We start from the raw sequence: 25,547 nt of genomic DNA on the forward strand, positions 1-25,547 counted from the left end.
GCATCTTCCGACTTCCAGACGTCAATCCAACACCACCGGCCGCCCGCACTCCGCCAGCGAAATCGACAAAGCCTGCGCTGTCGTCACCAGCCCGCAAGGCACATCCTGCCCGGTCAGATGCGTCAGATGGCTCGCCGCCACATCCGGGCGCGAGGCCGCATGCGCGATGGCGGCCATCATCGACCCTTCCTGCAACGTCATGCGCGGCAGACAGCAGGGGGCGATGCGGATATCGCCGGTGGCGGCGGAGGAGGTCTCCATCAGGAAGGCGCGCAGCAGCACCAGCGGCTTGCGGAAGTGGATGCCGAAGGCCTGCACCATCAGCATGGCCGCTGAGGCATCGTAGAGCCCGTGGACGGCCATGCGCCGCGCCGCGATCAGCAGCATGCGCGTGGTCTGGTCGCTGGGGGCGGGATGGGGCAGGATGTGAGTCATGCTGTTGGGTTCGTTGATGTCCATGGCTGCTTGGCTCCACTGGCGAATGGCCGTCAGGAGACTCAAGTTAAAGCTATTAAGAATGAATCGCAATAACTCTTTCGCATCGACCCCCAACCTTTGGGCGCCTTGAGGCACTCGGCTCGTCGCAAGCCATGGTGAACCGGTGGACAAGATCCGCGCCAAGGCAGTTGTTTGCGAGGTAAAGTCAGGCTAACAAACCAGTATGAAAGAACTATTCCAGCATGCAGCGACCACCGATGGGGTCACCGTGCGAGTCGCGGTGAATTTCCTTCCGGAACAGTCGCGTATTGAGGCTGGGAAGTGGTTCTGGGTCTATCATATCCGTATCGAGAACGACTCGGATTCCACGCTGCAACTGCTCACGCGGCACTGGCGCATCACCGACGGGCGCGGAGCTGTCAGCTTTGTCGATGGAGAGGGCGTGGTGGGGGAAACCCCGGTGCTCTCGCCGGGGCAGAGTCATGATTATGTCTCGGGCTGCCCACTGGCCACGCCCAATGGCAGCATGGAAGGCCATTACACCTTTCGCCGTCAGGAAGATGAGGAAGAGCTGCGCGTGGCCATCCCGCACTTCCCCCTCGCGGCTCCGGCTACTGCGGGGTAAAGCCACAGTTGCTTGACGCGCGTGGCCTGCCGGTTCAACCACAGGCCATGAAGCGGACCCACTTGCCCCTCAATGCCCTGCGCGTGTTCGATGCGGCCGCGCGCCATCTTTCCTTCACCCGCGCGGCGGACGAGCTGGCGGTGACCCCGGCGGCGGTCGGCCAGCAGATTCGCGCGCTGGAGGATCTGCTGGGGGTGGTGCTGTTCCGCCGCACGGCGAAGGGCCTGGAGCTGACCGATGAGGCGCAGGCCGGCCTTGAGCCGCTGCGCGCCGGTTTCCTGCAGTTCGAGGATGCGGTGCAGGCGATGCAGGCGGGGCAGTCGGCCCATGTCTACACGATTGCCGCGCCGCGCGATTTCTTCGCCGCCTGGCTGGCGCCGCGTCTGGCCGCCTTCCGCGCCGCCAATCCCGAGGTGCGGGTGATGCTGGTCGATGGCGATTCGACCGATTTTACCGAGGCCAATCTCGATCTGGCGGTCCGCCTGGCCGAGGGGCCCGGCGATCTGGAAGGCGCCCTGCTGGGTGAGGCCAAGGTGGTTACGGTCGGGCAAGGTGAGTGGATCGCCTGGCCCGGCGACCCCAATCCCGGAGGCGAGCCGGGCGTTGAGCCGCTGCTGCATGTCGGCGATGCGGGGCAGGCTCTGGCGGCGGCGGCGGCGGGCATGGGCCGGGCGCGCGTGCCGCAGATTCTGGCGCAGGGCTGGCAGGATCTGGGCCGCATCGCCGCGCTGGGCGATGTCGAGGCTTCACGCCGTGCCTATTGGCTGGTCGCGCCTCTGCCGCAATGGCGACAGAAGAAGGTCAAGGCGCTGGTGGCGCATCTGACCGGGGCCTGAGCTTCAGCCCGGCACCCTATCCATCATCCGCGCATCGGGCGTTCTGGCCTGCATCATGCCGTTCAATTGCGTGCGCAGACGGCGGTTTTCGGCGCGCAATTGAGTCAGTTCGGCCTGCTCGCGCATGGTGGCGGGGGAGGGCGTGCGGGGCCGCGTCTTCTTGACCATAAAGCCCGACGCCAGCATCTGCCCCGCGCTGCGCAGCCAGTGCCCCATCGCGCCCCACAGCCCTTCGGAGGGCTTGGCGGGCGCCAGATGGCGTGGCAGCGGGCAGCTGGCGTCGGGGCTTTGCGGGATGCGCTGCGGCGCGGCCAGAGGTTCGGCCAAAGGCTCGGTCTGTCTGGGCAGCGGCAGGGCGGGGGCGGCGGTGTCGTCAGGGCTGGTATGGAGATAGGCTTCGGCGGGCGCTGGCGTTGCCTGTTCGGGCATGACAGCTGGCGAAGCCGGCAGCCCCTCCACCGTTTCCGCTGAGGCGAAAGCATCGCTGCCTTGCGGGCAGGCGGCGGTGATTCCCGCAACCTCGTCACGAGCCCTTTCGAGCAGCGGCGGGCCGTTCCTGCTCATCCTGAAGCTGATCGAGAGATGGGCCATGCCCGGCGCGGACATCGGGCGCACGATGGCGCTGGTGATCTTCGGCGCTTTCACGGGTTCGGGGGCGGGGCTGTCCTGATGGCGCGCGGCGACGGGTTTGGCCTTGATCCGCGATGGTTGCGCCTGCCGCATCTCCGGCGCCAGCCAATGTCCGCGCAGCGAGAGGGACGGCACATCGGGCGCGGCGGGTCTGCTTGCCAGCGGCGCGCGGGCGCCGAATTGCGCGGGGGTGGGGGCGGCATGCCCATGGCTGCTGCGGGCCAGCGCCGGCGTCGTGGCGTCCTTGGCGCCGCGTTTGCGCCCGGATCGGTGTTTGCGTGCGGCGTGGCGGTTCTTGGTACCCTGACTGCGGCTGGACATCGGGTTCATCTCCAAGACGGAACCTGTCTGCTGGAATCGCGTGATACGGTTTCAAACAATCGTGCCGCCGGCGTGTCGGCCACCAAAGCGGGGCCATCGAAATTGTCCGGCGATAAATATCGTTTGCAAAAGAGCGCTGTGAGACCCGCAAGACCGGCCCTCATGCCGGTCGACGGATCATGGATGCGATGCGTCTGCCAGCAAAAATGGCACAGGCGACCCGGCCTTGCGAAGCAGCATCGATTCGGGATCGGAGAGAGTTGCGGAGGATTGCGCCCAGCCGCGGGCCTCGGGAAAGCGGTATTTGCACCATTGTGGTGAAAATACCCGCTTTCATCGTTCAATCCCGCCTTTGGCTTACCAGTGCCCGCCCACGGCCTGGATCAAGGCGATGGCCGTGGTCTGGCGGTTCACGGTGTTCTGGATCTGGTTGACCCGCGCGCTGTAGGCGGTGGCCTGCGCGCTGGTCACGGTGGTGTAATCCACCGTTCCGGCCAGATATTCGTTGCGGGTGATCGCCTCGGCCTTGCCCGCGGCCTGAGCGGCGGCCTCATACTGGCCCTGCTGCTCGGCATAGGAATTCTTGGCGGCCAGATCGTTCTCCACCCCCTGGAAGGCGGTCAGCACGGCCTGGCGATAGGTGGCGACGGTCTCGTCATAGGCGGCCCGCGCGCCCTTCACCTTGGCCGCCCGCGCGCCGAAATCCAGCAGCGTCAGCGCCGCCGAAGCACCCGTGGACCACAGCGAGGAAGCCGCGGTGAACAGGCTGGAGAGTTGCGTGCCGCTGGTCTGCGCCTGGCCCGTCAGGGTGATGGTGGGGAAGAAGGCGGCCTTCTGGATGCCGATGTTGGCGTTGGCCGCCGCCACCGCGCGCTCGGCCGAGGCGATGGTGGGCAGGCGCTGCAGAATATCGCCGGGCAGGGCCGAGGGCACCTCGGGCACGGTCGGCGCCCAGGGCGCGGGGGCGATTTTGAAGCTGGAGGGATTCTCGCCCACCAGCACCGCGATGGCGTTCTCATAGGTGGCGCGCTGCCGGTCCAGATCGCGGCGGTTGGCCTGCGCATTGCTCAGCGTGGTCTGCGCCGTATAGACATCGGCATTGCTGACCGTGCCGGAGGTGTACTTGTTCTTCGTGATCGTCAGCGCGCGCTCATAGCCCTTGATCGTGTCATCCAGCAGCGCGATCTGGGCATCGAGTCCGCGCAGGCTCATGTAATCCGTGGCCAGATCGCCCTGCGCGGAGAGGGTGGCATTGGCCAGATTGGCCTCGCTGGCCTGCGCCTGCGCCTTGGCCTGCTTGAGCGTGTTGCCCAGCTGGCCCCACAGATCGGGCGTCCATGTGCCCGAGACGGCGGCGCTGTAGCTGGAGGACACACGCACGGCGGTGGTGGCGCCGCTGGTCACATTGCCGCCCGTGCCGCCCGCGAAGGAACCGCTGCGCGTGGTGCTGGCGCTGCTGCTGATGCTGGGGAACAGCGAGGCGCGATCCTGCTGCACCAGCGCGCGGGCCTGTTCCCACGCCGCGCGGTAATAGACGACATTCTGGTTGGTGATCGCCACCTTTTCCACCAGCGCGTCGAGCTGGGGATCGTGGAACAGCTTCCACCACTGGCCCTTGGCCACATCGTCGGCGGGCACGGCCACCTGCCAGCCCGGCTCGACCTTGAAGCTCTGCGCCTGCGGGGTGGTGGGCACATGATAGGTCGGCGCCATCGAGCAGCCGGTCACGCTCAAAAGGCTGATGGAGGCGAGGATGAGAGACGCATGCTTCATGGCATCAGGGCTTTCAGGCAGGATCGGCAAGTGGCGTGGTATCATGGGGCGCACTGTTGTCGCCATGGCGTGACAGCAGCGCCTCGTAAGGGCTGCGGCGGCGCCAGCGATTGAGCGCGAGATAGACGACCGGCGTGGTGAACAGGGTGAGCATCTGGCTGGCGATCAGTCCGCCCACGATGGCGATGCCCAGCGGGCGGCGCAGCTCCGCGCCGTCGCCAAAGCCGATGGCCAGCGGCACGGCGCCCAGCGCCGCGGCCAGCGTGGTCATCATGATCGGGCGGAAACGCAGGATGCAGGCCTCGCGGATGGCTTCGAGCGGGGTGAGCCCGCGCGAACGCTCGGCATCCAGCGCGAAGTCGATGATCAGGATCGCGTTCTTCTTCACGATGCCGATCAGCAGGATCACGCCGATCAGCGCGATCAGGTCGAACTGCTGCCCCGCCACGATCAGCGAGATCACCGCGCCCACCCCCGCCGAGGGCAGGGTGGAAAGCACTGTCAGCGGATGGATTGCGCTTTCATAGAGGATGCCCAGCACGACATAGATCGTGAAGATCGCGGCCACGATCAGCAGCGGCGTGGAGGCGGTGGACTGCTGGAAGATCTTGGCGGTGCCGCCGAAATCGCCATGCACGGTGGCGGGCAGATGCAGCCCCGCCTGCACATCGGAAATGGTCTGCGCGGCCTGGCCCAGGCTGATGCCGGGCGGCAGGTTGAAGCTGATGGTGGCCGAAGGCTCGCCATCGGTATGGCTGACCGAGGCATTGGTGCTGGTCGAGCTGATGCGCGCCACGGCGGACAGCGGCAGCATGGTGCTGGCCTTGGTGCTGATCGCCGAACCCACCGCCGCATTGGCCCCCAGCGAGGTGTTGGTGCTGACGACATTGGTGGAAAGGCTGGTGCCGCCCGGCAGGTAGATGTATTTCAGCGCCTCGGGATTGCCGTTGAAATTGGGGCTGGCCTCCATCACCACGTGATACTGGTTGAGCCCCTGATAGATCGAGGCGACCTGCCGCTGGCCGAAGGCATCGTAGAGCACGTTGTCGACAGTGTTCATCGGCACGCCCAGACGCGCGGCGGCCATGCGGTCCACGGTGACATAGGCGCTGGCGCCGCCATCCTGCTGGTCGATGTCGACATCGGTCAGCGTGGCGGTTTGCTTTTTCAGCGCATTGACCAGCTTGTCGCCGGCATCGGCCAGCAGCTGGGCGCTGTCGGCATGCAGCACATATTGGTAGGTGCCGGTGGTCTGCCGTCCGCCCGCGCCCAGATCCTGCACCGGGTTGAGGAACAGGCTGACGCCGCGCACGCGCTGCAGCTTGGGACGGATGCGCTGGATCACCTCATCGGCGGGGGGGGCGCTCGCCGCGCGGTTTCAGCGTGGCGAAAAGGAAGCCGCCGCCCGCGCGGCTGCCGCCGCTGAAGGCCACCACCGTCTCGACCGCCGGATCGCTGCGCACGATATGCTCGATCTGGGTCAGCTTCTGCTTCATGGCGGTGAAGCTGATCGACTGGTCGGCGCGCAGGCCGCCGTTGAGCGCGCCGGTGTCCTGATTGGGGAAGAAGCCCTTGGGCGCCACACCGATCAGGAAGCCGTTCAAAATCACCGCGCCCAGCAGGCTGAGCAGCACCGGGCCGCGATGATGCAGCGCCCAGTCCAGCCCCCTGGCATAGCGCGCCTGCAGCCAGTCGAAGAAGCGGCGGGTGGCGCGGAAGAGGGCGTTGTCCTCGGGATTGCCGTCCTCGGGATGGTGCGCGGCCAGCAGGCGCGAGGCGAGCATCGGCGTCACCGTCAGCGAGGCGACAAGGCTGATCGCCACCGCCGCCGTCATGGTGAGGGCGAATTCGCGGAACAGGCGGCCCACCAGACCCTGCATGAAGATCAGCGGCACGAAGACCGCCACCAGGCTGACCGAGATCGACAGCACGGTGAAGCCCACCTCGCGTGCGCCTTTGAGCGCCGCCTCGAAGGGCCTCATGCCGTCTTCCACATGGCGGGCGATGTTTTCCACCACCACGATGGCGTCGTCGACCACGAAGCCGGTCGCCACCGTCAGCGCCATGAGCGACAGGTTGTCGAGCAGGAAGCCGGAGAGATACATCACCCCCAGCGTGCCCAGCAGCGAGACGATCACCGCGCTGGCCGGGATCACCGTGGCACGCCAGCTCTGCAGGAACAGGCTGACCACGATGATCACCAGCAGGGTGGAGATCAGCAGGGTGATTTCCACCTCATGCAGCGAGGCGCGGATGGTGGTGGTGCGGTCCATCGCCAGCGACAGCTTGATGTCACTGGGCAGCTGCTCTTGCAGCGGCCCGATCTGGGCCTTGAGCGCATCGACGGTTTCCACGATGTTGGCGCCCGGCTGGCGGGTGACGATGATCGAGACCGACTTCTGCCCGTTGAACAGCCCCATGGTGCGGGTGTCTTCGGGCCCGTCCTGCACGCTGGCGACGTCTGACAGGCGGATCGGCGCGCCATTGTGCCAGCCCACGATCATCGGCGCGAAATCCACGGCCTTCACGGCGGCGTGGCCGGCGTAGATCTGCCAGCTCTTGCCGCCATCCTTGATGTCCAGCCCCTCGATCACGCCGCGCGGGCGGTTGGCGCTGGAGGCCTGCAGCGCGGTGCGCACATCCTCAAGGCTGATGCCCGCCTGCGTGAGCAGCGTGGGGTCGACCTCGATGCGCACGGCGGGCAGGGCGCCGCCGCCCAGCTCGACATTGCCCACGCCCTGCACCTGAAGCAGCTTCTGCTGCACGATGTTGGAGACCGCATCATAGATCTCATGCGGGGCGCGGGTCTTGCTGGTCAGCGCCATGATCATGATCGGCGCGTCGGCGGGGTTGGCCTTGCGATAGGTGGGGTTGGTTTTCAGCGTGGTGGGCAGATCGGCGCGGCTGGCGTTGATCGCCGCCTGCACGTCACGCGCGGCGCCGTCGATATCGCGGTTCATGTCGAACTGCAGCACCACCTGCGCCGAGCCCATCGACGAGCGCGAGGTCATTTCGGTGACCCCGGCGATAGTACCCAGATGGCGCTCCAGCGGGCTGGCGACGGTGCTGGCCATGGTGGCGGGGCTGGCGCCGGGCAGGCTGGCCTGCACCATCACGGTGGGAATATCCACCTGCGGCAGCGGCGCCACCGGCAGATGGAAGAAGGCCGCAATGCCCGCCAGCGCCACGCCGATGGTGAGCAGCAGCGTGCCGACCGGACGGCGGATAAAGGGGCTGGAGATCGTCATCAGAGACCCGTCGATCCGGGCATGGCGCTGCCCGTGGCCCCGGTTTCCTGCTGCTTGCGCACGGCGCGGCGTTCACGCCAATGCTCGAAGCCCAGGAAGATCACCGGCGTGGTGAAGAGCGTGAGCACCTGGCTCAGGATCAGACCGCCCGCGATGGCCAGACCCAGCGGCTGGCGCAGCTCATAGCCCATGCCGGTGCCGAAGATCAGCGGCACGGCGGCGAAGAGCGCGGCGAAGGTCGTCATCATGATCGGGCGGAAGCGCAGATGCGCGGCCTGGCGGATCGCCTTGTCGGCGGGCAGGCCTTCCTCCTCCATGGCGGCGACGGCGAAGTCGATCATCATGATCGCGTTCTTCTTCACGATGCCGATCAGCAGCACGATGCCGATGATGCCGATCACGCCCAGCCCATAGCCCGAGAGCAGCAGCGCGATCAGCGCGCCGATGCCCGCCGAGGGCAGGGTGGAGAGGATCGTCACGGGATGGATGAAGCTTTCATACAGCACGCCCAGCACGATATAGACCACCACGATGGCGGCTGCCACCAGCACGCCCTCATTCGACAGCGCCGACTGGAAGGCGGAAGCCGAGCCCGAGAAATCGGTGGTGACCGAAGCCGGCAGGCCGATGTTCTTCTCCACCCGCTGGATCGCGGCGACGGCATGGCCCAGCGAGGTGCCCGGGGCGATGTCGAAGCCGATGGTGGCCTGCGGGAACTGGCTTTCGCGCGCCAGCACCAGCGGAGCCTCGCTCTCATGCACGGTGGCCACGGTGCCCAGCGGCACCTGCGTGCCGCTGCTGAGCGGAATGTAGAGCTGTTCCAGCCCGGCGGGATCGGCGATCATCTGCGGCGTGGCCTGCAGGATCACGCGGTTCTGGCTCGACTGGGTGTAGATGGTCGAGATGATGCGCTGGCCGAAGGCGTCGTAAAGCGCATTGTCCACCGTCAGCGCGGTGACGCCAAGGCGGGCGGCGGCATCGCGGTTGATGTCCACCACCACCGAGCGGCCGCGCGCCAGCACCTGCGCATTCACATCGCGCAGCGCCGGTTCGTTCTGCAGCGCGCCGGCCAGCTTGTTGCCCCATTCATTGACGGCGTTCTGGTCCGCGCCTTTCAGCGCAAAGCGATAGGGCGTCAGGCCGGTTTCGGTGTCGATGGTCAGATCCTGCACCGGCTGAAGGTACATCTTCACGCCGGGGATCTGCCCCACGCGATCCTGAAGGTTGGCGACCACCTTGGCCAGCGCCGGGCGCTGCGAAAGATCCTTCAGGTTGATGAGCATGCGGCCCTGACTGAGCATCGGATTGATGCCGTCCACGCCGACTGAGGAGCTGAGGCTTTCCACCGAGGGATCCTTCAGCAGCGCATCGGCCACCTCGTTCTGCAACCGGCTCATGCGGGAAAAGCCGGTGTCATTGGCCGCGATGATCGTGGCGGAAAGCTGCCCGGTGTCCTGCAGGGGGAAGAGGTTCTTGGGGATCACCACGAAGAGCAGCGCGGTGACCGCCAGCGATCCGGCGAAGACCAGCAGGGTCTGTTTGGGGCGCTCCATCACCCAGTCGAGCGCGCTGGCATATTTATGGGCCAGACGGTCGAAGGCATGCATCGTCTTGTCGACGAAGGCGAAGCGGCGCTCCTCATGCTCGGGCTTGAGCCAGCGCGCGGCCAGCATCGGCACCAGCGTCAGCGCCACCACAGCCGAAAGCGCGATGGTGACGGCCAGACTGACCGCGAATTCGCGGAACAGACGGCCCACCACATCGCCCATGAACAGCAGCGGGATCAGCACCGCGATCAGCGAGACGGTCAGGCTGATGATGGTGAAGCCGATCTCGCTGGCGCCTTTCAGCGCGGCGTTGAAGGGCTTCATGCCATGCTCGATATGGCGGGCGATGTTCTCGATCACCACGATGGCATCGTCGACCACGAAGCCACTGGCAATCGTCAGCGCCATCAGGGTGAGGTTGTTGATCGAATAGCCCAGCGCCCACATGGCGGCAAAGGCGCCCACCAGCGACAAAGGCACCGAAAGCCCCGCGATCAGCGTGGCGCGCGCGCTGCCAAGGAACATGAAGATCACCAGCACCACCAGCACCACGGCCAGCACCAGTTCGAACTGCACATCCTCCACGCTGGCGCGGATGCCGCTGGTGCGGTCGGTCAGCAGCGTGACCTTCACATCGGCGGGGAGCTGTTTTTCGAGACCCGGCAGGTCGGCCTTGATGCTGTCCACCGTCTGGATGACATTGGCGCCGGGCTGGCGCTGCACGTCGATGATGACGGCGGGCGTGCGGTTCATCCAGCTGGCGGTGCGGATGTTTTCCGTGCTGCTTTCCACCTTGGCGACATCGGAAAGCACCACGGGCGCCCCGGCGCTGGTCCAGGCGACGATCAGCTTGGCGTAATCGTCGGCGCTGGCCAGCTGGTCATTGGCGTCGATGGTCCAGCTTTTGGTGGGGCCGTCGAAGGTGCCCTTGGCCTGATTGGCGTTGGCGTTGCTGATCGCGGTGCGCAGCGTTTCAAGGCTGATGCCATGCGCGCCCAGCGCCGTCACATTGGCGGTGATGCGCACGGCGGGCCGCTGGCCGCCCGAAATGCTGACCAGACCCACGCCGCTTTCCTGCGCGATCTTGTTGGAGAACTGCCGCTCGACAATGCCTTCGACCTCGCCCAGCGGGCGGGTTTTCGAGGTGACGCCGATCGAGATCACCGGCGCGTCGGCAGGGTTGACCTTGGCATAGACCGGCGGGGCGGGCAGATCGCTGGGCAGCAGCGAGTTCGCCGCATTGATCGCCGCCTGCACTTCCTGCTCGGCCACATCGAGATTGAGGTCGAGCCCGAACTGCAGCGTGACCACGCTGGCCCCGGCCGAGGAGTTCGACGTCATGCGCGTCAGCCCCGGCATCTGGCCGAACTGGCGCTCCAGCGGGCTGGTGACGGTCAGCGCCATCACATCCGGGCTGGCGCCGGGATAGAGCGTGCGCACCTGAATGGTGGGATAATCGACCTGAGGCAGCGCCGAAAGCGGCAGCTGTTTCCAGGCGATCAGACCGGCCAGCATCAGCGCCACCATCAGCAGCGTGGTGGCCACCGGGCGCAGGATGAAGGGGCGCGAGGGGCCGCCGCCCTCCACCACTTCCGCGGGTGGCGGAAGATTGGGGCCATCGGGCGAGGAGGTTTCAGATGCGGTCGACATGATGGCTCCGGTCAGGACGGGTCCAGAGGGCGCGGTAAAGCGTGAGGCAGAAGGGCAGGGCGGTCAGGCCCGGCAGGGATGGGGCGAAACGCCTCACGCCCCGCCCTGATTGCCGCCGTTCTGGTCCTTGCGATGGTGGCCCTTGTGGTCGCCGCTGGCGGCATCGCCAGCCTGAGCACCGCTCTGCGCGCCACCCTGACCGCCATGACCGCCATGGCCACCGCCGACGCGAACCTTCGATCCGTCATCCAGACCGTCGGCGCCTTCGCTCACCACCTGCTGGCCCTTGTTCAGACCCTGCAGGATCGCGACGCGGGTGCCGTCCGAAGGCCCGGTCTTCACGACCACCAGCTTGACCTTGCTCTGCGGGCCGGTGGGCTCGCCGGGCTTGCCGCCAGCGGGCTTGGCATCGGCGGCTTTTTCATCCGGCTTGCTGTCGTCGGGCACCACCACGAAGACGAAATCGCCCGGCGCGCCATGGCGCAGCGCGCTGACTGGCACGGTGGGTACCTGCTTCAGGGTGGTGACCAGCATCGCCACATTGACGAACTGGTTGGGGAACAGCTTGCCGCCGTTGGGGCCGGGATTGGCGAAGCGCGCCTTGGCCTTCACCGTGCCGCTGGTGGTGTCGATCTGATTGTCGAAGGTGGAGAAGGTGCCCTTGGCCAGCTCGGTCACGCCATCCTGATCCAGCGCGGTCACGGCCAGACCATGGCCATTGCCCGCCTGACGGTTGATGTCCGCCAGCTGGCCCTGCGCCACGGTGAACTGCACGTCGATGGGATCGGTGCGGGTGATGGTGGCGATGCCGTTGGTGTCAGATGCGGTGACATAGGTGCCCACGCTCACCGCCTTCAGACCGATGCGGCCCGTGAAGGGCGCTTTCACCGAAGTATACTGCAAATTCAGCTCGGCGGTGCCCACCTGCGCCTTGTCTGCCGCGACGGTGGCCTGCGCCTGCGCCACGGTGGCGCGCTGCGTGTCCAGCGTCTGGCGGGCGACCGAATCCTGCGCCGCCAGCGTCTCGTAGCGCTTGAGGTCGAGCTGGGCGGTGCCCAGCGTCGCCTGATCCTTGGCCAGCGTGGCCTTGGCCGAGGCCAGCGCCAGGCGATAGGGGCGCGGATCGACCTGGGCGATCACCTGACCCTGCTGCACGATCTGCCCCTCGGTGAAGAGGATGGCGAAGATGTTGCCCGAAAGCTGGGCATGGATCACCGAACTGTCGAGCGGGGTCACCGTGCCGATGGCCTTGACCAGCACCGGCATGTCGGCGGCCTCGACCGGGGCCGTGGCGACGGCGGCGGCGGGGCGGCCCGAGCGTGCGTTCTTCTTGGCGCCGGCCCCGGCGAAATAGCTGCCCGCCCAGGCCACCGCGCCGACACCAGCAGCCACCAGCAGATAGGCCAGCCAACGGGGGCGGCGGCGTGGTGCATACTCGTCGTGCTCGATGGTCAAAGGTCTTCTCCTGAAACTCGTTGGCTGCCAATCCGTAGGAAACGGGCCGTGTGGAGCAAGCTGGAAACAGCCGGATCGGGCAGCAATGCGCTTTGGCGTGGCCTTGTAACAGGCTCAAGGCACAAATTGCCGCTTTTTGTATCATTGCGTATTCGGCGGATGGGGCGTTCACCCTACCCGCCGAATACACGTCTGTTTTTACATGGTTTATTCGGCGAACCAGCCATGGCTGACCACCAGCGACTGACCCGTCAGCGCATTGGTGGGGAAGCCCGCGAAGAACAGCGCCGTCTCGGCCACGTCCTCCACGGTGGTGAATTCGCCATCCACCGTCTCGCCCAGCATCACCTTCTTGATGACCTCGTCCTCGCTGATGCCCAGTTCCTTGGCCTGCTCGGGGATCTGCTTGTCCACCAGCGGCGTGCGCACGAAGCCGGGGCAGATCACATTGGCGCGCACGCCCTTGGCGCCGCCTTCCTTGGCGATGGTGCGGGCCAGACCCAGCAGACCATGCTTGGCGGTGACATAAGCCGACTTGAGCGGGCTGGCGACCTTGGAATGGACCGAGCCCATGAAGATGATCGCGCCCGACTTCTGCTTGTACATATGCGGCAGAACGGCCTGCGTGGTCAGGAAAGCGCCGTCCAGATGGATGGCCAGCATCTTCTTCCAGTCGCTGAAGGCATAGTTCTCGATGGGGTTGACGATCTGGATGCCCGCGTTCGACACCAGCACATCCACCGTGCCCCAGGTCTCGACCACCTTGGCGACGCCATCGTTGACGGCCTGCTCATTGGTCACGTCCATGGCGATGCCCATCGCCTCGCCGGGGCCCTGGGCGGTCAGTTCGGCGGCGGCCTTGCTGGCGGCCTCGATGTTCAGATCGGCAATGGCGACCTTGGCGCCATTGGTGACATACAGTTTGGCAATGGCGAGGCCGATGCCGCTGGCCGCGCCGGTAACGATGCAGATCTTGCCATGGATGCTCATCGAATGTTCTCCGCAGGTTGGGAGGTGGGGGGAGGCCGCGATCCTAGGCTGGCTTTTCAACCTTGGGAAGCGGGGTGATTTGAGAGGAATTTTAGGGGGGAAACAGGGAAGAAGAAAAAGGATAAGGCGAGGGTGTTACACCCTCGCGCTCCCGGGTTTTGTCGGTGTGGCGTGCGGGGTTCAGCCTTGCGGAACGTTGCCGCGCCGCAGGCAATATGACCAATGCGGCTTATTGTTCCGGGCCTTCCTGCCTGCGGCGCTTTGCGTCGCGCAGGTGGAGAGCCGGGGCGCACCGATCGGGCGCCACTGCGGCTTCGCCGGAAGACGTAACGGGAGCGCGAGGGCGATGGCCCTCGCATCTTCTCTTAACGTCCTAATCCCCAAAACCAAACGGGCCGCCCTTCCGAGGAAGAGCGGCCCGCCCGACGGAACTCTGACGTTCAGATCAGAACTTCACGCTGGCTTCGATGCCGTAGGTGCGCGGGGCGTTGAAGTTGCCGTAGTCGCCCAGCACGTTGTTGATGTTACCGGTGTTGCCGGCGGCGGGCGTCACGGCGGGCAGGCTGTTCGAGGGATCGCGGCGATAGACGTGCTGTTCGTTGAACAGGTTGCGCGCCCAACCGGCGACGGTCAGCTTCTGGCCGGTGCCCAGCGGGATATCGGCCAGGGCGATGCGACCGTTGACGAGCAGCGAGGCATCGTTGCGGGTGGCGAACTGGTCGAAGGTCTGGGTCGACTGCGAGTAGTTGCCGTCGATGTGGAAGCGCAGCTTGGCGTTGCCGACAGGCATTTCGTAGTCAGCCGAGGCCGAGGCCGCGTTGCGGGGCGTGAACACGATGTACACGTTCTGCACCAGGCCGGTGAAGGGGTTCAGGACCGGCGGGATCTTGGTGTAGGTATAGGCGTAGCTGGCGTTCAGCGTCAGGCCTTCGACGGGCTTCACGGTCAGGTCCGCCTCGATGCCGCGGATCTTGGTGATGCCGGGCGCGTTGACGGTCTTGAGCGTGTTGACGTTGGAGGCCGGGGTGACGCTGGTGTCGGAATAGATGCTGTTGAAGTCGACCTGCGAGCCCTTGCGGTCCATGATGTAGCCCGCGATGTTGAAGCGCACGCGGTGGTTCAGCATTTCGGACTTCAGGCCGATTTCGTAGCTGTTCACGGTTTCCGGGTTGAAGGCCAGATAGTTTTCGGCGCGCGAGGAGGCGCCGCCGGCGCGATAGCCCGAGGCATACTTGGCATAGACATGGACGTTCTGGTCCACGTCATAGGCGATGGTGGCCATGGGGTTGAAGCGGTCCCAGCTCTTGTTGAGCGGGGTGTAGCCGGTGGCGGCGGCGGTCAGCAGCGGATCCTTGTTGCGGAACAGGTTCAGCACGCCCCACTTCTTGTCATGGGTGTAACGGCCGCCCACGGTGATGTGCAGCGCGTCGGTGGCGTTCCAGGTGGCCTGGCCGAAGGCGGCATAGCTCTTGGAGTTGACGGTCGAGGCGCGGTCGATCGAGGCGAAGGGGTTGGTGAACACCGCCGAGTTGATGGTGTAACCGGTGACGTTGCCGTTGGCGTCCGTGGTCCAGGTGTTCGAGTTGGGGGTGGCGGCGTTGTCACGCACGTTCTCGACGAAATAGTAGAGACCCGCGACGTAATCCACGTTCTTCACCGAGCCGACAGCCTGGAATTCCTGGCTGAACTGGTGCTGCCACAGATTGGCCAGCGAATAGCGGCTGAAGGCGCCATTGGCGGCATAGACCGGCACGCGGTGCGCGCCGCCCGAGTTGTCCCACTGGATCGAGCTGACGCCGCGCCAGGCGGTGATCGAGCGCAGCTCGATCTCGTCGGCCAGCTTGTACTTCAGCGTGTTGGTGAAGCCGTGGGTCTTGTCCACGCTGGGCTGCTGGGGCACGCCGATGTCGGCCACCGCCATGCGGGTCTTGCCATTGATCACCACCTGGCTGGGCAGCGCCTTGACCGTGCCCGAAAGGCCCGAGAAGTTGGTGCCCGGCAGGGTGCAGGCGGCAACCAGCGTGCCGGCGCGGCAGCCGTTGGGGTTGTAGTTCAGCAGCTGGCTGTAGAAGGCCGAGTTGGCGTCATAGCCGGTGTCATAGCTGAAATCGTTGGTCAGGCCCTCGAAGGGCTTCCAGCGCACGGCGATGCGGCCGCCGCGGCGGTCATAGTAGTTCCAGCCGGTCTGGCCCGCGAGCGGGTTCTTGGTCGTGGCGCCCTGATACTGCACCACGCCGTCCAGCTTGACCGAGAAATTGTGGTATTCGGGCAGGTCGAGGTGGACCTCGCCGGTGTAGGCGCCGTAATTGCCCACGCCGCCCGAGACGCGGCCCTCGAACTTGCCCGAAGGCGCGCGCGACACCAGCGAGAGCGCGCCGCCCTCGGTGTTGCGGCCAAACAGCGTGCCCTGCGGGCCCTTGAGCACTTCGACGCGCTCCAGATCGAACAGGCCGGCGTTCAGACCATGCGAGCGGCCCAGATAGACGCCATCGACATAGACGCCCACGCCCTGCTCACGGGCGGGCTGGTTGGCGTCGAGCGGCACGATGCCGCGGATGCCGATGGTGAGGGCGGTCTGGCGGGCCTCGAAGGTGGCGACGCGCAGGCTGGGGATCGCGCCGTCGGCCAGATCGTAGAGGCTCTGGACGTGGCGGTCCTTGATGGCTTCGGTGCCGATCACCGAGATCGAGATCGGGGTCTTCTGCAGGTTGGTTTCGCGCTTGGTGGCGGTGACCACGATGTCCTCGATGCCCTTGCCCTCGGGGGCGGCGACATCGGCTTCCGGAGCGTCAGCGGCGTCAGCGGCATAAGCGGCCGGGGCAATGGTCTGCATGGCGGCCAGCGCGGCCAGTGGGCAGGTCAGCTTGAAAAATTTTTGCATGTCGAAATCCCCGTCGTCAGGCGTGGCGTTCGGGCAAGCGGTCATGCTGATTCGACCGCTGTCCCCCCTGTGAGGCGGCGGGTAGGAAGCGCGGATGACGGTTCGGAGACTGATTTGTTGCTTGTTTTTGGCTGTATGATGACATTTCAGAGACAATAAAAATCGTATAAAAACAATGTATTGTTATTTCTATCCAAAGAGTTGAGATCATTCGTTGCCATTTTGATCCAATCTCTGCCGTCGTGGACGAGCGAGGCCGTTTGGCGCGTTTCATCGCTGCCCGCTTAGGGGCCATTGGCTTGATTTCGCGCGAAAATCTGGGGCTTTTGCGGAAGGGTTTGCGCGTAGAAATTAAGCCTCCATTCAGGCTGCATAAAAAGATCGTTAAAGATGAAGGGGATGGAGGCTGCGATGGCGTTTGTGTCTTTCTCGCCACAGTCTCTGGCGGTGACCTCTGTCATGTGACGCAGCGATGAATTTCATGGCATTTTCGCGTCGCCAGTGGATGCGCGTGGGTGCCAACTCAGCCGGAAAAGCCCTGAAATATGCTGTCATCGGGGATTTGACCCCGGCGCACGGCTTGCGCAACGCTGCACCCTTTGTCACAGGGATGTCATATTCAAGGGGCTGTACGCTCCGGACATGATGATGGACTTCGGTGGCTCGCGGCATGTGGCGTCATAAACTTCTGGGCGCGGCCTGTGCCATGGCTCTGGCCGTTCCGGCGGCGCGGGCCGAAAGCGTGATGGGCGCGGGCGCCAGTTTCCCCGCGCCGCTCTACACCGCATGGGCCCGGGCATGGCATGCGCGCAGTGGCGATGAGGTCAATTACCAGCCCATCGGCTCGGGCGGAGGGCTGCGCCAGATCCGCGCGGGCACGGTGGATTTCGGCGCCAGCGACCGGCCCCTCACGCGCGCGCAACTCGATGCCGACGCTCTGGTGCAGTTTCCGGCGGTGATCGGCGGCATCGTGCCGGTGTTCAACGTGCCGGGCGTGGGCAGCGGGCAGCTGCGCCTGACCGGCCCGGTGCTGGGCGAGATCTTTCTGGGCCATATCAGGCGCTGGAACGATCCGGCCCTTGCACGGCTGAATCCGGGTCTCAGGCTGCCGGCTTTGCCGATCACCGTGGTTCACCGCGCCGATGGTTCGGGCAGCACCTATCTCTTCACCAGCTGGTTGTCGCGCGTCAGCCCTTCATGGCAGCGCGGACCGGGGGCGAGCGATGCCGTCAACTGGCCCGCCGGGATCGGCGCCAAGGGCAATGATGGCGTGGCGGTCTTCGTGCAGCGCACGCTGGGCTCGATCGGCTATCTGGAATATACCTTCGCGCATAAGGTCAGCATCGCTCAGGCGCTGGTGCAGAACCGCGCGGGCGCCTTTGTGGCGCCCACGCCCCGCGCTTTCGCGCTGGCCGCCGATGGCGTGCCATGGGGCAGCGGCGCGGGCGAGCAACTGCTGATGCTGGACCGCCCCGGCGCGGGCAGCTGGCCGATCAGCGGCGCCAGCTTCATCCTGATGCGCCGCATGGGGCCTCGCCGGGCGGGGCAGGGGGCGGTGATGCGTTTCCTCGACTGGGCGCTGGCGCAGGGCGACGCCGCGGCGCAAAGGCTGGATTATGTGCCGCTTTCGGGCGCGATCAAGGCGCAGGTACGGCAAGGCTGGAAAGCGTCGGGGCTGGCGCGATGAAGACCGCCACCCGCGACAGACTTTTCGAAGCCGCCTGCTGTGCCGCCGCCATGGTGCTGCTGGCGGCGATGGCGGGGCTGCTCGCCGCGCTGGTGTGGGGCGGCTGGCCCGCGCTGCACCGCGCCGGGCTCACCTTCCTCACCAGCGATGTGTGGGATCCGGCGCATGACATCTATGGCGCGGCGGGGCCGATCTTCGGCACGCTGGCCACAGCGGTGCTGGCGATGCTGCTGGCCTTGCCGCTGGCGCTGGGCGTGGCGGTGTTCCTCACCGAGCTGTGCCCGCCGCCGGTCGGGCGGGCCATCGGTATCGCGGTGGAGCTGCTGGCGGCCATTCCCTCGATCGTTTACGGCATGTGGGGGCTGTTCGTGCTGGCGCCGTGGTTCGCCGCCCATGTGCAGATGCCGATCCTTGTCGCCGCTCAGCCGGGATCGCTGCTGGACCGGCTGTTCGCCAGCATCCCCAATGGCGCCAACATCTGCACCGCCAGCCTGATCCTGGCCGTGATGGTTCTGCCCTATATGGCCAGCATCTTTGCCGAGCTGCTGCGCTCCGTGCCGATCCATATGCGCGAGGCGGCCTATGGCATGGGGGCCACATCGCTGGAGGTGCTGCGCTTTATCCTGCTGCCTTTCATCAAGCGCAGCGCGGTGGGCGCGGTGATGCTGGGGCTGGGCCGCGCGCTGGGCGAGACCATGGCCGTCACCTTCATCATCGGCAATGCCCATGGCTTCCCCAAAAGCCTGTTCGATTCCGGCTCCACCATCGCCTCGACCATCGCCAATGAATTCGCCGAGGCCACCGGCGATCTGCATGCCTCGGCCCTGATGGCGCTGGGGCTGGTGCTGTTCATCATCACCTTCACCGCGCTGACCGGCGCGCGGCTGCTGATCGGGCGGGAGATCCATTGATGATCCCCCCGAAGCGTCCCCGTGATCCTGCCCTGCTGCGCCGCCGCCGGTTGGCCAACGGCGTCTTCGTGGCGCTGGCCCTGCTGGCGACGGGGATCGCCCTGCTTGCGCTGCTGCTGATTCTGGGCACGCTGGTGAGTAAGGGGTTGGGCGGCATGTCCGCCGATGTGGTCCTGCTCGACCAGCCCGGCCCCGGAGAGAGCGGGGGCTTGCGCAATGCGCTGGTCGGCTCGGCGATGATGTGCGGGCTGGGCATGGTGCTGGCCGTGGTGGTGGGCGTGCTGGCGGGCACATGGCTGGCCGAATATGGCGACGGCAAAAGGCTGGCCAGCTTTGTGCGCTTCCTCAACGATGTGCTGCTCTCCGCGCCCTCCATCCTGATGGGGCTCTTCGTGTATGAGGCGGTGGTGCGGCCGCTGCATGGCTTTTCCGCCGGGGCAGGGGCGCTGGCGCTGGGCTTTCTGGCCACGCCCGTCGTCACCCGCACCACCGAGGATATGCTGCGCCTGCAACCCCATGCCCTGCGTGAGGCGGGTATGGCGCTTGGCGCGGGCAAGGGCCATGTGGTCCGCAGCATCATCTGGCGCGCCTCGCGCTCGGGGCTGGTGACGGGCGCCCTGCTGGGCCTCGCCCGGATCAGCGGGGAGACCGCGCCGCTGCTTTTCACATCGCCGGGCAATCCTTTCCTGTCGTTCCGGATCGATCAGTCCATGGCCTCGTTGCCCACGCTGATGTTCCAATATGCCCTCTCGGCCTATGACGACTGGCAGGCGCTGGCCTGGGCCGGTGCGCTGCTGATCGCCGCCGCCGTGCTGGCCGCCAACATCATCGGGCGCGTGCTGACGCGCGGGAGTTTCCACAAGTGACCGCACACCACCCAAGCGTGATGAACGCCCCATTGGAGGCCGATCGGGTGATCGACGTCACCGGCCTCGATTTCTTCTATGGCCAGCAGCAGGCGCTCCACGGCGTGGACCTGCCTGTCGCGCGTGGCCAGATCACCGCGCTGATCGGGCCGTCCGGCTGCGGCAAATCCACGCTGCTGCGCTCGCTCAACCGCATCTACATGCTCTATCACGCCCAGCGTGCGCAGGGCCGCATCCTGTTCGAGGGCGAGAACATCCTGGCCCCCGCCACCGATCTGGCCGCCCTGCGCGCCCGCATCGGCATGGTCTTTCAGCGCCCCACGCCGTTCCCCATGTCGATCCACGACAACATCGCCTTTGGCGTCCAGCTGCAGCGCCGCGTCTCCCGCCGCGAGATGGACGAGATCGTCGAGAACGCCCTGATCCGCGCCGCCCTGTGGGACGAGGTGAAGGACAAGCTGCACAGCTCCGGCCTTGCCCTGTCAGGCGGCCAGCAGCAGCGTTTGTGCGTGGCGCGGGGCATCGCGGTGCAGCCCGAGGTGCTGCTTTTGGACGAGCCCGCCTCGGCTTTGGACCCTTTGTCCACGGCCAAGCTGGAAACCGCTCTGGTGGATCTGAAGCACAGCTTCACCATCGTGATCGTCACGCACAATTTGCAGCAGGCGGCGCGGATATCGGATTACACCGGCTTTATGCTGGGCGGGCGGATGGTGGAATTCGGGCACTCCACCGATGTGTTCGTGAAGCCGGAAACGCAGGCTTTGCGGGATTATGTGACCGGAAGGTACGGGTAAGACGTGAGAAGGAAGATGCGAGGGGCTTACCCCCTCGCGCTCCCATGACGTCTTCCGACGAAAGGCCAGGGGTGCCGAAATGAAGCGCCCCGGCTCTCCACCTGCGTGACCTAAGGCGCCGCAGGCAATTATCCTGATAGCACGGCGCCCGGCGTTTTCTGCCTGCGCCGCCGCAAACGAAGCGCAATGCCGAACCCGAAGCGCTACGCAGACATGAAAGGGAGCGCGAGGGCGATGGCCCTCGCACTTATCTCTTCAAACGTCCTCTTTCACCAGCTCCGGCGCACTCACGCGGCCTGTGCGTTCCAGCTTGCCCCAACCGGTGCCCACGCCGCGCAGAGCCGCCGACACCGCCCGGATCACCACCGAATACATCAGCTGGCGATAGACGAAACGCTGGGACAGCAGCAGGAAAGGGCGGAACTTCTTGTCGCGCACGTCCATGCGATAGGCCGCGAAGCCGCAGGCCAGATCGATCAACGTAAACGACGCCCAGTAGATCCCCATGCGGATCACATCGGTCTGGGTCTGGGCCCAGCCGTGCTGGAGCGCGCGCAGGATCGTGCCGATGATCGAGATCACCAGCGCCAGATCGATAAAGGGCGAGATGCAGGCGAAGACGATCTGGAACAGCCAGGCCTGAGGCACGCCGATGAAGGCCAGACCGCCCGGCTTGCCCTTGCGCAGGATCTTGCGGTGCTTCCACAGGCACTGCAGCGTGCCGAAGGACCAGCGGAAGCGCTGCTTGGCAAGGGCGGCGAAGCTTTCGGGGGCTTCCGTCCATGCCACGGCGTCCTCGTCGTAGGCGATTTTCCACTTCTTGCGCTGGATGGCGATGGTCAGATCCTGATCCTCGGCCAGCGTGTCCTCGGGATAGCCGCCGACTTCCGACAGCGCCTTGCGGCGCCATGCGCCCACGGCGCCGGGCACCACCATGATGGCGTCGAACTGGGTGAGGGCGCGGCGCTCGATGTTCTGGGCGGTGGTGTATTCCACGGCCTGCCAGCGGGTGACCAGATTCACGCGGTTGCCCACCTTGGCGTTGCCCGCCACGGCGCCGATGCGCGGATCGATGAACCAGCGCACCAGCCGCAGCACGGTTTCCTTCTCGAACTGCGTGTCGGCGTCGAGCGCGACGATGATCTCGCCCGTGGCCTCCTTCAGCGCGCGGTTGAGCGCCGCCGCCTTGCCGCCGTTCTCCAGAGTCATCAGGCGGACGCGCGGGTTGCTTCCGAACTGTTCGGACACGATGGCGCTGGTGCGGTCCTTCGAACCGTCATCGGCCACGATCACGTCGAGATAGGGATAGGTCGATTGCAGGATGCGCTGCACTGAGCTTTCGATCACCTTCTCCTCGTTGAAGCAGGGGATGATGACGGTGACCTTGGGGCGGAAGGTGGCATCGGGCGTGGGCGCGGGGCGGCGGCCCGGCAGCAGGGCCAGCACGACAAGGCTGATCGAGCGGATCACGCCCAGCGCGATGGCGAAGAAGAAGGTCCAGTTCAGCACCTTCAGGATGACATCGAGCGAGGTGAAGGCGAAGACGTCGGCGCGCACGGCGAGCAGGTCATAGCCTTCCACCGGCGGCATCACCTGCTCATGCGTCAGGCCCGCCAGTTGCGAGATGGGCACGAAGGTGTAGCCACGCTGGCGCAGGCCGGTGATGATCGCGGGCAGGGCCATGATGGTCTGGGCGCGATCGCCGCCGCCATCGTGAAGCAGGATGACATTGGCGGTCTTTTCCGGCGTGGCGGCGGCGACCTGACGGAAGGTTTCGTCAAGGATGCGCTGCACGCCCGGCGTCTGCCAGTCCTCGGTGTCGATGTGGAGGCCGACGACCGTATAGCCATGGTCCTGCGCGATCTTGGCGGGGACGAGTTCGTCCGCCGTGGTCGGCTCGGCGTCACCGAAATAGGGGGCGCGGAACAGGCGGATCGAGCGGCCGGTGTAGGCCTCGATCAAGCGGCGGGTGGCGTTCAGCTCCAGATTGATGCTGGTGCTGGTGGAATTGGCCATGTTGGGGTGGGTGTAGCTGTGATTGCCCAGCTCCATCCCGGCGGCGACCATGCGCTGCAGGATTTCCTTGTTAGCCACGCCATTCTCGCCAATGACAAAAAAGGTGCCAGGCACCTTATATTGTTCCAGAATCGAGAGGATTTGCGGGGTCCATTTGGGGTCGGGCCCGTCGTCGAAGGTCAGGGCCAAAAGCTTGGGGTTCGCGCCGCCGGTGCGCTGCACCACATAGGGCGTGGGCAGCTTGGCGTAGCTGACATTGTGGGCAAGGCCGGTCTTGGGATCGAAGCTGACCTCGCGCTCGCCATTGGTGGGGGTGGCGGTGATGCGCAGAATCTCGCCCTGACCTTCCACGTCGGCATTGCTGCTCTGGGTGATCTGGCTGAGGTTAGGCGTGCCGTTTCCCGCGCGCCACGTGCCCAGCGCCTGCCAGAAGCCCGGGTCTTCGGTGCCCAGACGCCACAGCGCCACGCTGCCGATACCCAGATGCGAGAGGATGCGCATCTGGTTCCAGCTGGCGGCGGCGTCCAGCATCCACACATCGTGGCGCAGATCGCCTTCCTGATAGGAGAAGCCGGTGTTGCCGCTGCCGCGATCGAACATCGGCGTGGCATTGGAATCATGCGCGGCCAGCCAGGCCTCTTCCACCGAAAGGCTCTCGGCGGGCTTGTCCTTGGGCCAGTCATAGCCATAGGAGCCCAGCGCCACGATCACCTTGTCGGCGGGCATGCCCTGCAGCGCCTTGGTCATCTTCTGGGTGAACCAGTCGTTCGACGCGATGGGGCCGGATTTGCCGGACTGCCAGTGCTCGTCATAGGCCATCAGCACGATCTTGTCGGAGACGGCGGCGAATTGCGACGGGCTCCAGCCTTCGCCCTCCATGGGCAGGGTGACCGAGACGATCTTGCCCTTCTTGTCGAGCGCGGCATTGGTCTCGCCGATCAGCTCGCGATAGGCGGGCATGTCCCGCGCATCGACCGATTCGAAATCGAACATGATGCCCGCGTCGCCCGTGCGGTCGAGGAAGGCGATCAGCGCGGCGATCATCGCCTTGCGCTTGGCGGGCGAGTGGAACAGCGCCTGCGTGGCCGCGCCCGAGAAATCGTCACCCACCACATTCTGCAGCACATCGACCACCAGCGGGCGGCGCAGGCTGCCCAGCATGATGCGGCGGAAGGCCTGATCCTCATGCTCGACGACATTGCCGGTCTTGTCGATGGCCAGCGTGGTGGGCGCCACCCAGTCGAGCTGGCCGATATGGCGCACCAGGCTGGGCGCGGAACTGTCCGACCAGGTGGTGTAGAAGCCCACCGAGACGGGCTTTTGCGTCACCTTGCCCGGGCGCGGCTTGGGGGCCCCGGCAAACAGGCTGGTGATGCCATGCGACAGCTGGCTGACCTGCGCGCGGAAGCGCAGCGGGGTGCGGCGTTCAAAACCCAGCGGCAGCGGCGAGGGCGCGGGGATCGACACCACGGTGGAGGCAAAGCCCACGGCGGCCAGCACCAGCAGGAGCAGGGCGGCAAACACGCCGCGCCGCGTCCAGCGCCGCCGGCGCCCCGAAGGATCAAAGAAAACCGGCCTTGCCACCTAATGCCCACCCATGCTGAAAACCTTGAGGCATCCCCGAGAGGACGCCGCGAGAGGTCGCTCTAGCATCGGCATCGCGCGTGGGAAACGAATTTGCTGCATGTTTGCTGCCGGGCCGCGATCCGGGCACGGCATGGCCCGCATACAGAAAATCTATGTGGGGGTGCCGGGTAGTCTATCTTGCCAATAGAGTTGGCGATCCTTACCCCGCGCTGAACTGACCCGCTCCGGCGCCTGCTCTGGCGGTGCCGGTTTCGGCGTGGCAGGATAGGCAGTCTGTCGCCGAATCCATGGCGTGGCCCCAGAGCCTTGTGCTTCGGGCGCACCTGAACACGCGCAGGTCATGAGTTAGGGAATGCGCGCGGATGAGCATCGGCACCTTGGTCGGCCAGTTGGACGAAATGCATGCGGTGGCCGGGCTGATGGTGGGCCTGCTGGTCGGGCTGACGGGCGTGGGCGGCGGATCGCTGATGACCCCGCTGCTGGTGCTGATGTTCGGCGTGAACCCCCAGACGGCGGTGGGCACCGATCTGCTGTTCGCGGCCGGCACCAAGACGGTGGGCTCCGCCGTGCATGGTTTCCGCGCCACGGTCAGCTGGTCGATCGTGGGCCTGCTGGCGGCAGGCAGCATTCCGGCCTCGGTGCTGTCGCTGATGGTGCTGAGCCAGATGTCGCATCCGCCCGCCTCGGCGCAGAACATCATGCTGCTGGTGGTGGCGGTGATGCTGGTCTTTACCTCGATCACCGTGCTGTTCCAGCAGAAGCTGATCGATTACGCGACCTCTCGCGGGAACAGCGGAGCGCCGGGCCGCAGCACGGCGCTCTTCACCATTCTGCTGGGCGCGGTGCTGGGCGCGGCGGTGACCTTTTCCTCGGTCGGCGCGGGCGCCATCGGCGTGACGATCCTGATCCTGCTCTATCCCGGGCAGCCGGTGGCGCGCATCGTGGGCACCGATATTGCCCATGCCGTGCCGCTGACGCTGGTTTCGGGCGTGGGGCACTGGATCATCGGTGATGTGAACGGACTGCTGCTGGTCAATCTGCTGGTGGGCTCGATCCCCGGCGTGATCGTGGGCAGTCTGGTGTCCAGCCGCGCGCCCGACAAGGTGCTGCGCCCGATCCTGGCGCTGGTGCTGGCTGTTTCGGCCTGGCAGCTGGCGACCAAGGTGCTGACGCCGCACAAGAAGGCCAAGGCGCCTGCCGAAGTGAGCGCTCCGGCTGAGCCCGCGTCGCGGTAAGCGGCCTTATAAGCAGCGCTCAATCTATGCTGCCCCCAAGAATCGCTTGTTTGCCTT

The 25,547-nt window shown here is 65.9% G+C and carries 17 protein-coding genes; 7 read left to right on the forward strand and 10 right to left on the reverse strand.

Annotation, left to right across the window (positions count from 1 at the left end; translation table 11 throughout):
• Positions 1 to 21 precede the first annotated feature (21 nt).
• Positions 22 to 459 (reverse strand): DUF6628 family protein, encoded by a 438-nt coding sequence (locus SR3_RS24650; RefSeq protein ID WP_068092020.1) that lies wholly within the window; start codon positions 457 to 459, stop codon positions 22 to 24.
• Positions 460 to 661: 202 nt separating this feature from the next.
• Between SR3_RS24650 and apaG the strand changes: the two genes are divergently transcribed.
• On the forward strand, positions 662 to 1,063 hold the full coding sequence (gene apaG / locus SR3_RS24655; RefSeq protein WP_068092023.1) for a Co2+/Mg2+ efflux protein ApaG: 402 nt from the start codon (positions 662 to 664) through the stop codon (positions 1,061 to 1,063).
• A gap of 47 nt (positions 1,064 to 1,110) precedes the next feature.
• The gene (locus SR3_RS24660) at positions 1,111 to 1,899 is read left to right on the forward strand and encodes a LysR family transcriptional regulator (RefSeq protein ID WP_068092026.1); all 789 of its coding nucleotides are present in this window, start codon (positions 1,111 to 1,113) and stop codon (positions 1,897 to 1,899) included.
• A gap of 3 nt (positions 1,900 to 1,902) precedes the next feature.
• On the opposite strand, the gene SR3_RS24665 is transcribed toward SR3_RS24660, so the two are convergent.
• From SR3_RS24665 to SR3_RS24695, 8 genes are all read right to left on the reverse strand, one after another.
• A complete protein-coding gene (locus SR3_RS24665) occupies positions 1,903 to 2,850 on the reverse strand; it encodes a hypothetical protein (protein ID WP_068092029.1) in 948 nt (315 codons plus the stop codon).
• A 357-nt stretch (positions 2,851 to 3,207) separates the two neighbouring features.
• Positions 3,208 to 4,623, reverse strand: coding sequence for an efflux transporter outer membrane subunit (locus tag SR3_RS24670; RefSeq protein WP_068092067.1), 1,416 nt, complete (start codon positions 4,621 to 4,623; stop codon positions 3,208 to 3,210).
• A gap of 13 nt (positions 4,624 to 4,636) precedes the next feature.
• Positions 4,637 to 5,968 carry an efflux RND transporter permease subunit gene (locus SR3_RS32685; protein ID WP_281198740.1) on the reverse strand — a complete coding sequence of 444 codons (1,332 nt, stop codon included), beginning with the start codon at positions 5,966 to 5,968 and terminating at the stop codon, positions 4,637 to 4,639.
• Between the two features lies 1 nt (position 5,969).
• Positions 5,970 to 7,871, reverse strand: coding sequence for an efflux RND transporter permease subunit (locus tag SR3_RS32690; protein WP_281198741.1), 1,902 nt, complete (start codon positions 7,869 to 7,871; stop codon positions 5,970 to 5,972).
• Positions 7,871 to 11,068: an efflux RND transporter permease subunit gene (locus SR3_RS24680; RefSeq protein WP_068092032.1), complete on the reverse strand. Its 3,198-nt coding sequence runs from the start codon at positions 11,066 to 11,068 to the stop codon at positions 7,871 to 7,873. The genes SR3_RS32690 and SR3_RS24680 overlap by 1 nt, the downstream gene beginning before the upstream one ends.
• Positions 11,069 to 11,161: 93 nt before the next feature.
• Entirely contained in the window at positions 11,162 to 12,523 is a 1,362-nt protein-coding gene (locus SR3_RS24685; RefSeq protein ID WP_245654086.1) for an efflux RND transporter periplasmic adaptor subunit, read from the reverse strand.
• Between the two features lie 207 nt (positions 12,524 to 12,730).
• Positions 12,731 to 13,513 (reverse strand): 3-hydroxybutyrate dehydrogenase, encoded by a 783-nt coding sequence (locus SR3_RS24690; protein ID WP_068092035.1) that lies wholly within the window; start codon positions 13,511 to 13,513, stop codon positions 12,731 to 12,733.
• A gap of 445 nt (positions 13,514 to 13,958) precedes the next feature.
• Entirely contained in the window at positions 13,959 to 16,394 is a 2,436-nt protein-coding gene (locus SR3_RS24695; protein WP_068092069.1) for a TonB-dependent receptor, read from the reverse strand.
• A gap of 670 nt (positions 16,395 to 17,064) precedes the next feature.
• Between SR3_RS24695 and pstS the strand changes: the two genes are divergently transcribed.
• Genes pstS through pstB form a run of 4 tightly spaced genes read left to right on the forward strand, consistent with a single transcriptional unit; the run spans position 17,065 to position 20,652 of the window.
• Positions 17,065 to 18,081: a phosphate ABC transporter substrate-binding protein PstS gene (gene pstS, locus SR3_RS24700; protein WP_068092038.1), complete on the forward strand. Its 1,017-nt coding sequence runs from the start codon at positions 17,065 to 17,067 to the stop codon at positions 18,079 to 18,081.
• Positions 18,078 to 18,992, forward strand: coding sequence for a phosphate ABC transporter permease subunit PstC (pstC, locus tag SR3_RS24705; protein WP_068092042.1), 915 nt, complete (start codon positions 18,078 to 18,080; stop codon positions 18,990 to 18,992). The genes pstS and pstC overlap by 4 nt, the downstream gene beginning before the upstream one ends.
• Entirely contained in the window at positions 18,992 to 19,858 is an 867-nt protein-coding gene (gene pstA / locus SR3_RS24710) for a phosphate ABC transporter permease PstA (RefSeq protein WP_068092045.1), read from the forward strand. Before pstC ends, pstA begins: the two co-directional genes overlap by 1 nt.
• Before the next feature lie 20 nt (positions 19,859 to 19,878).
• A complete protein-coding gene (pstB, locus tag SR3_RS24715; protein ID WP_068092048.1) occupies positions 19,879 to 20,652 on the forward strand; it encodes a phosphate ABC transporter ATP-binding protein PstB in 774 nt (257 codons plus the stop codon).
• Positions 20,653 to 20,907: 255 nt separating this feature from the next.
• Here the strand turns inward: pstB and SR3_RS24720 are convergent, their stop codons facing one another.
• Entirely contained in the window at positions 20,908 to 24,252 is a 3,345-nt protein-coding gene (locus tag SR3_RS24720) for a glycosyltransferase (RefSeq protein ID WP_068092051.1), read from the reverse strand.
• A 365-nt stretch (positions 24,253 to 24,617) separates the two neighbouring features.
• On the opposite strand from SR3_RS24720, the gene SR3_RS24725 reads away from it, so the two are divergent.
• A complete protein-coding gene (locus SR3_RS24725) occupies positions 24,618 to 25,490 on the forward strand; it encodes a sulfite exporter TauE/SafE family protein (protein WP_169805704.1) in 873 nt (290 codons plus the stop codon).
• Positions 25,491 to 25,547: the final 57 nt, after the last annotated feature.

This window comes from Novosphingobium rosa NBRC 15208 (genome assembly GCF_001598555.1).
GTDB classification, from domain to species: Bacteria; Pseudomonadota; Alphaproteobacteria; order Sphingomonadales; family Sphingomonadaceae; genus Novosphingobium; species Novosphingobium rosa.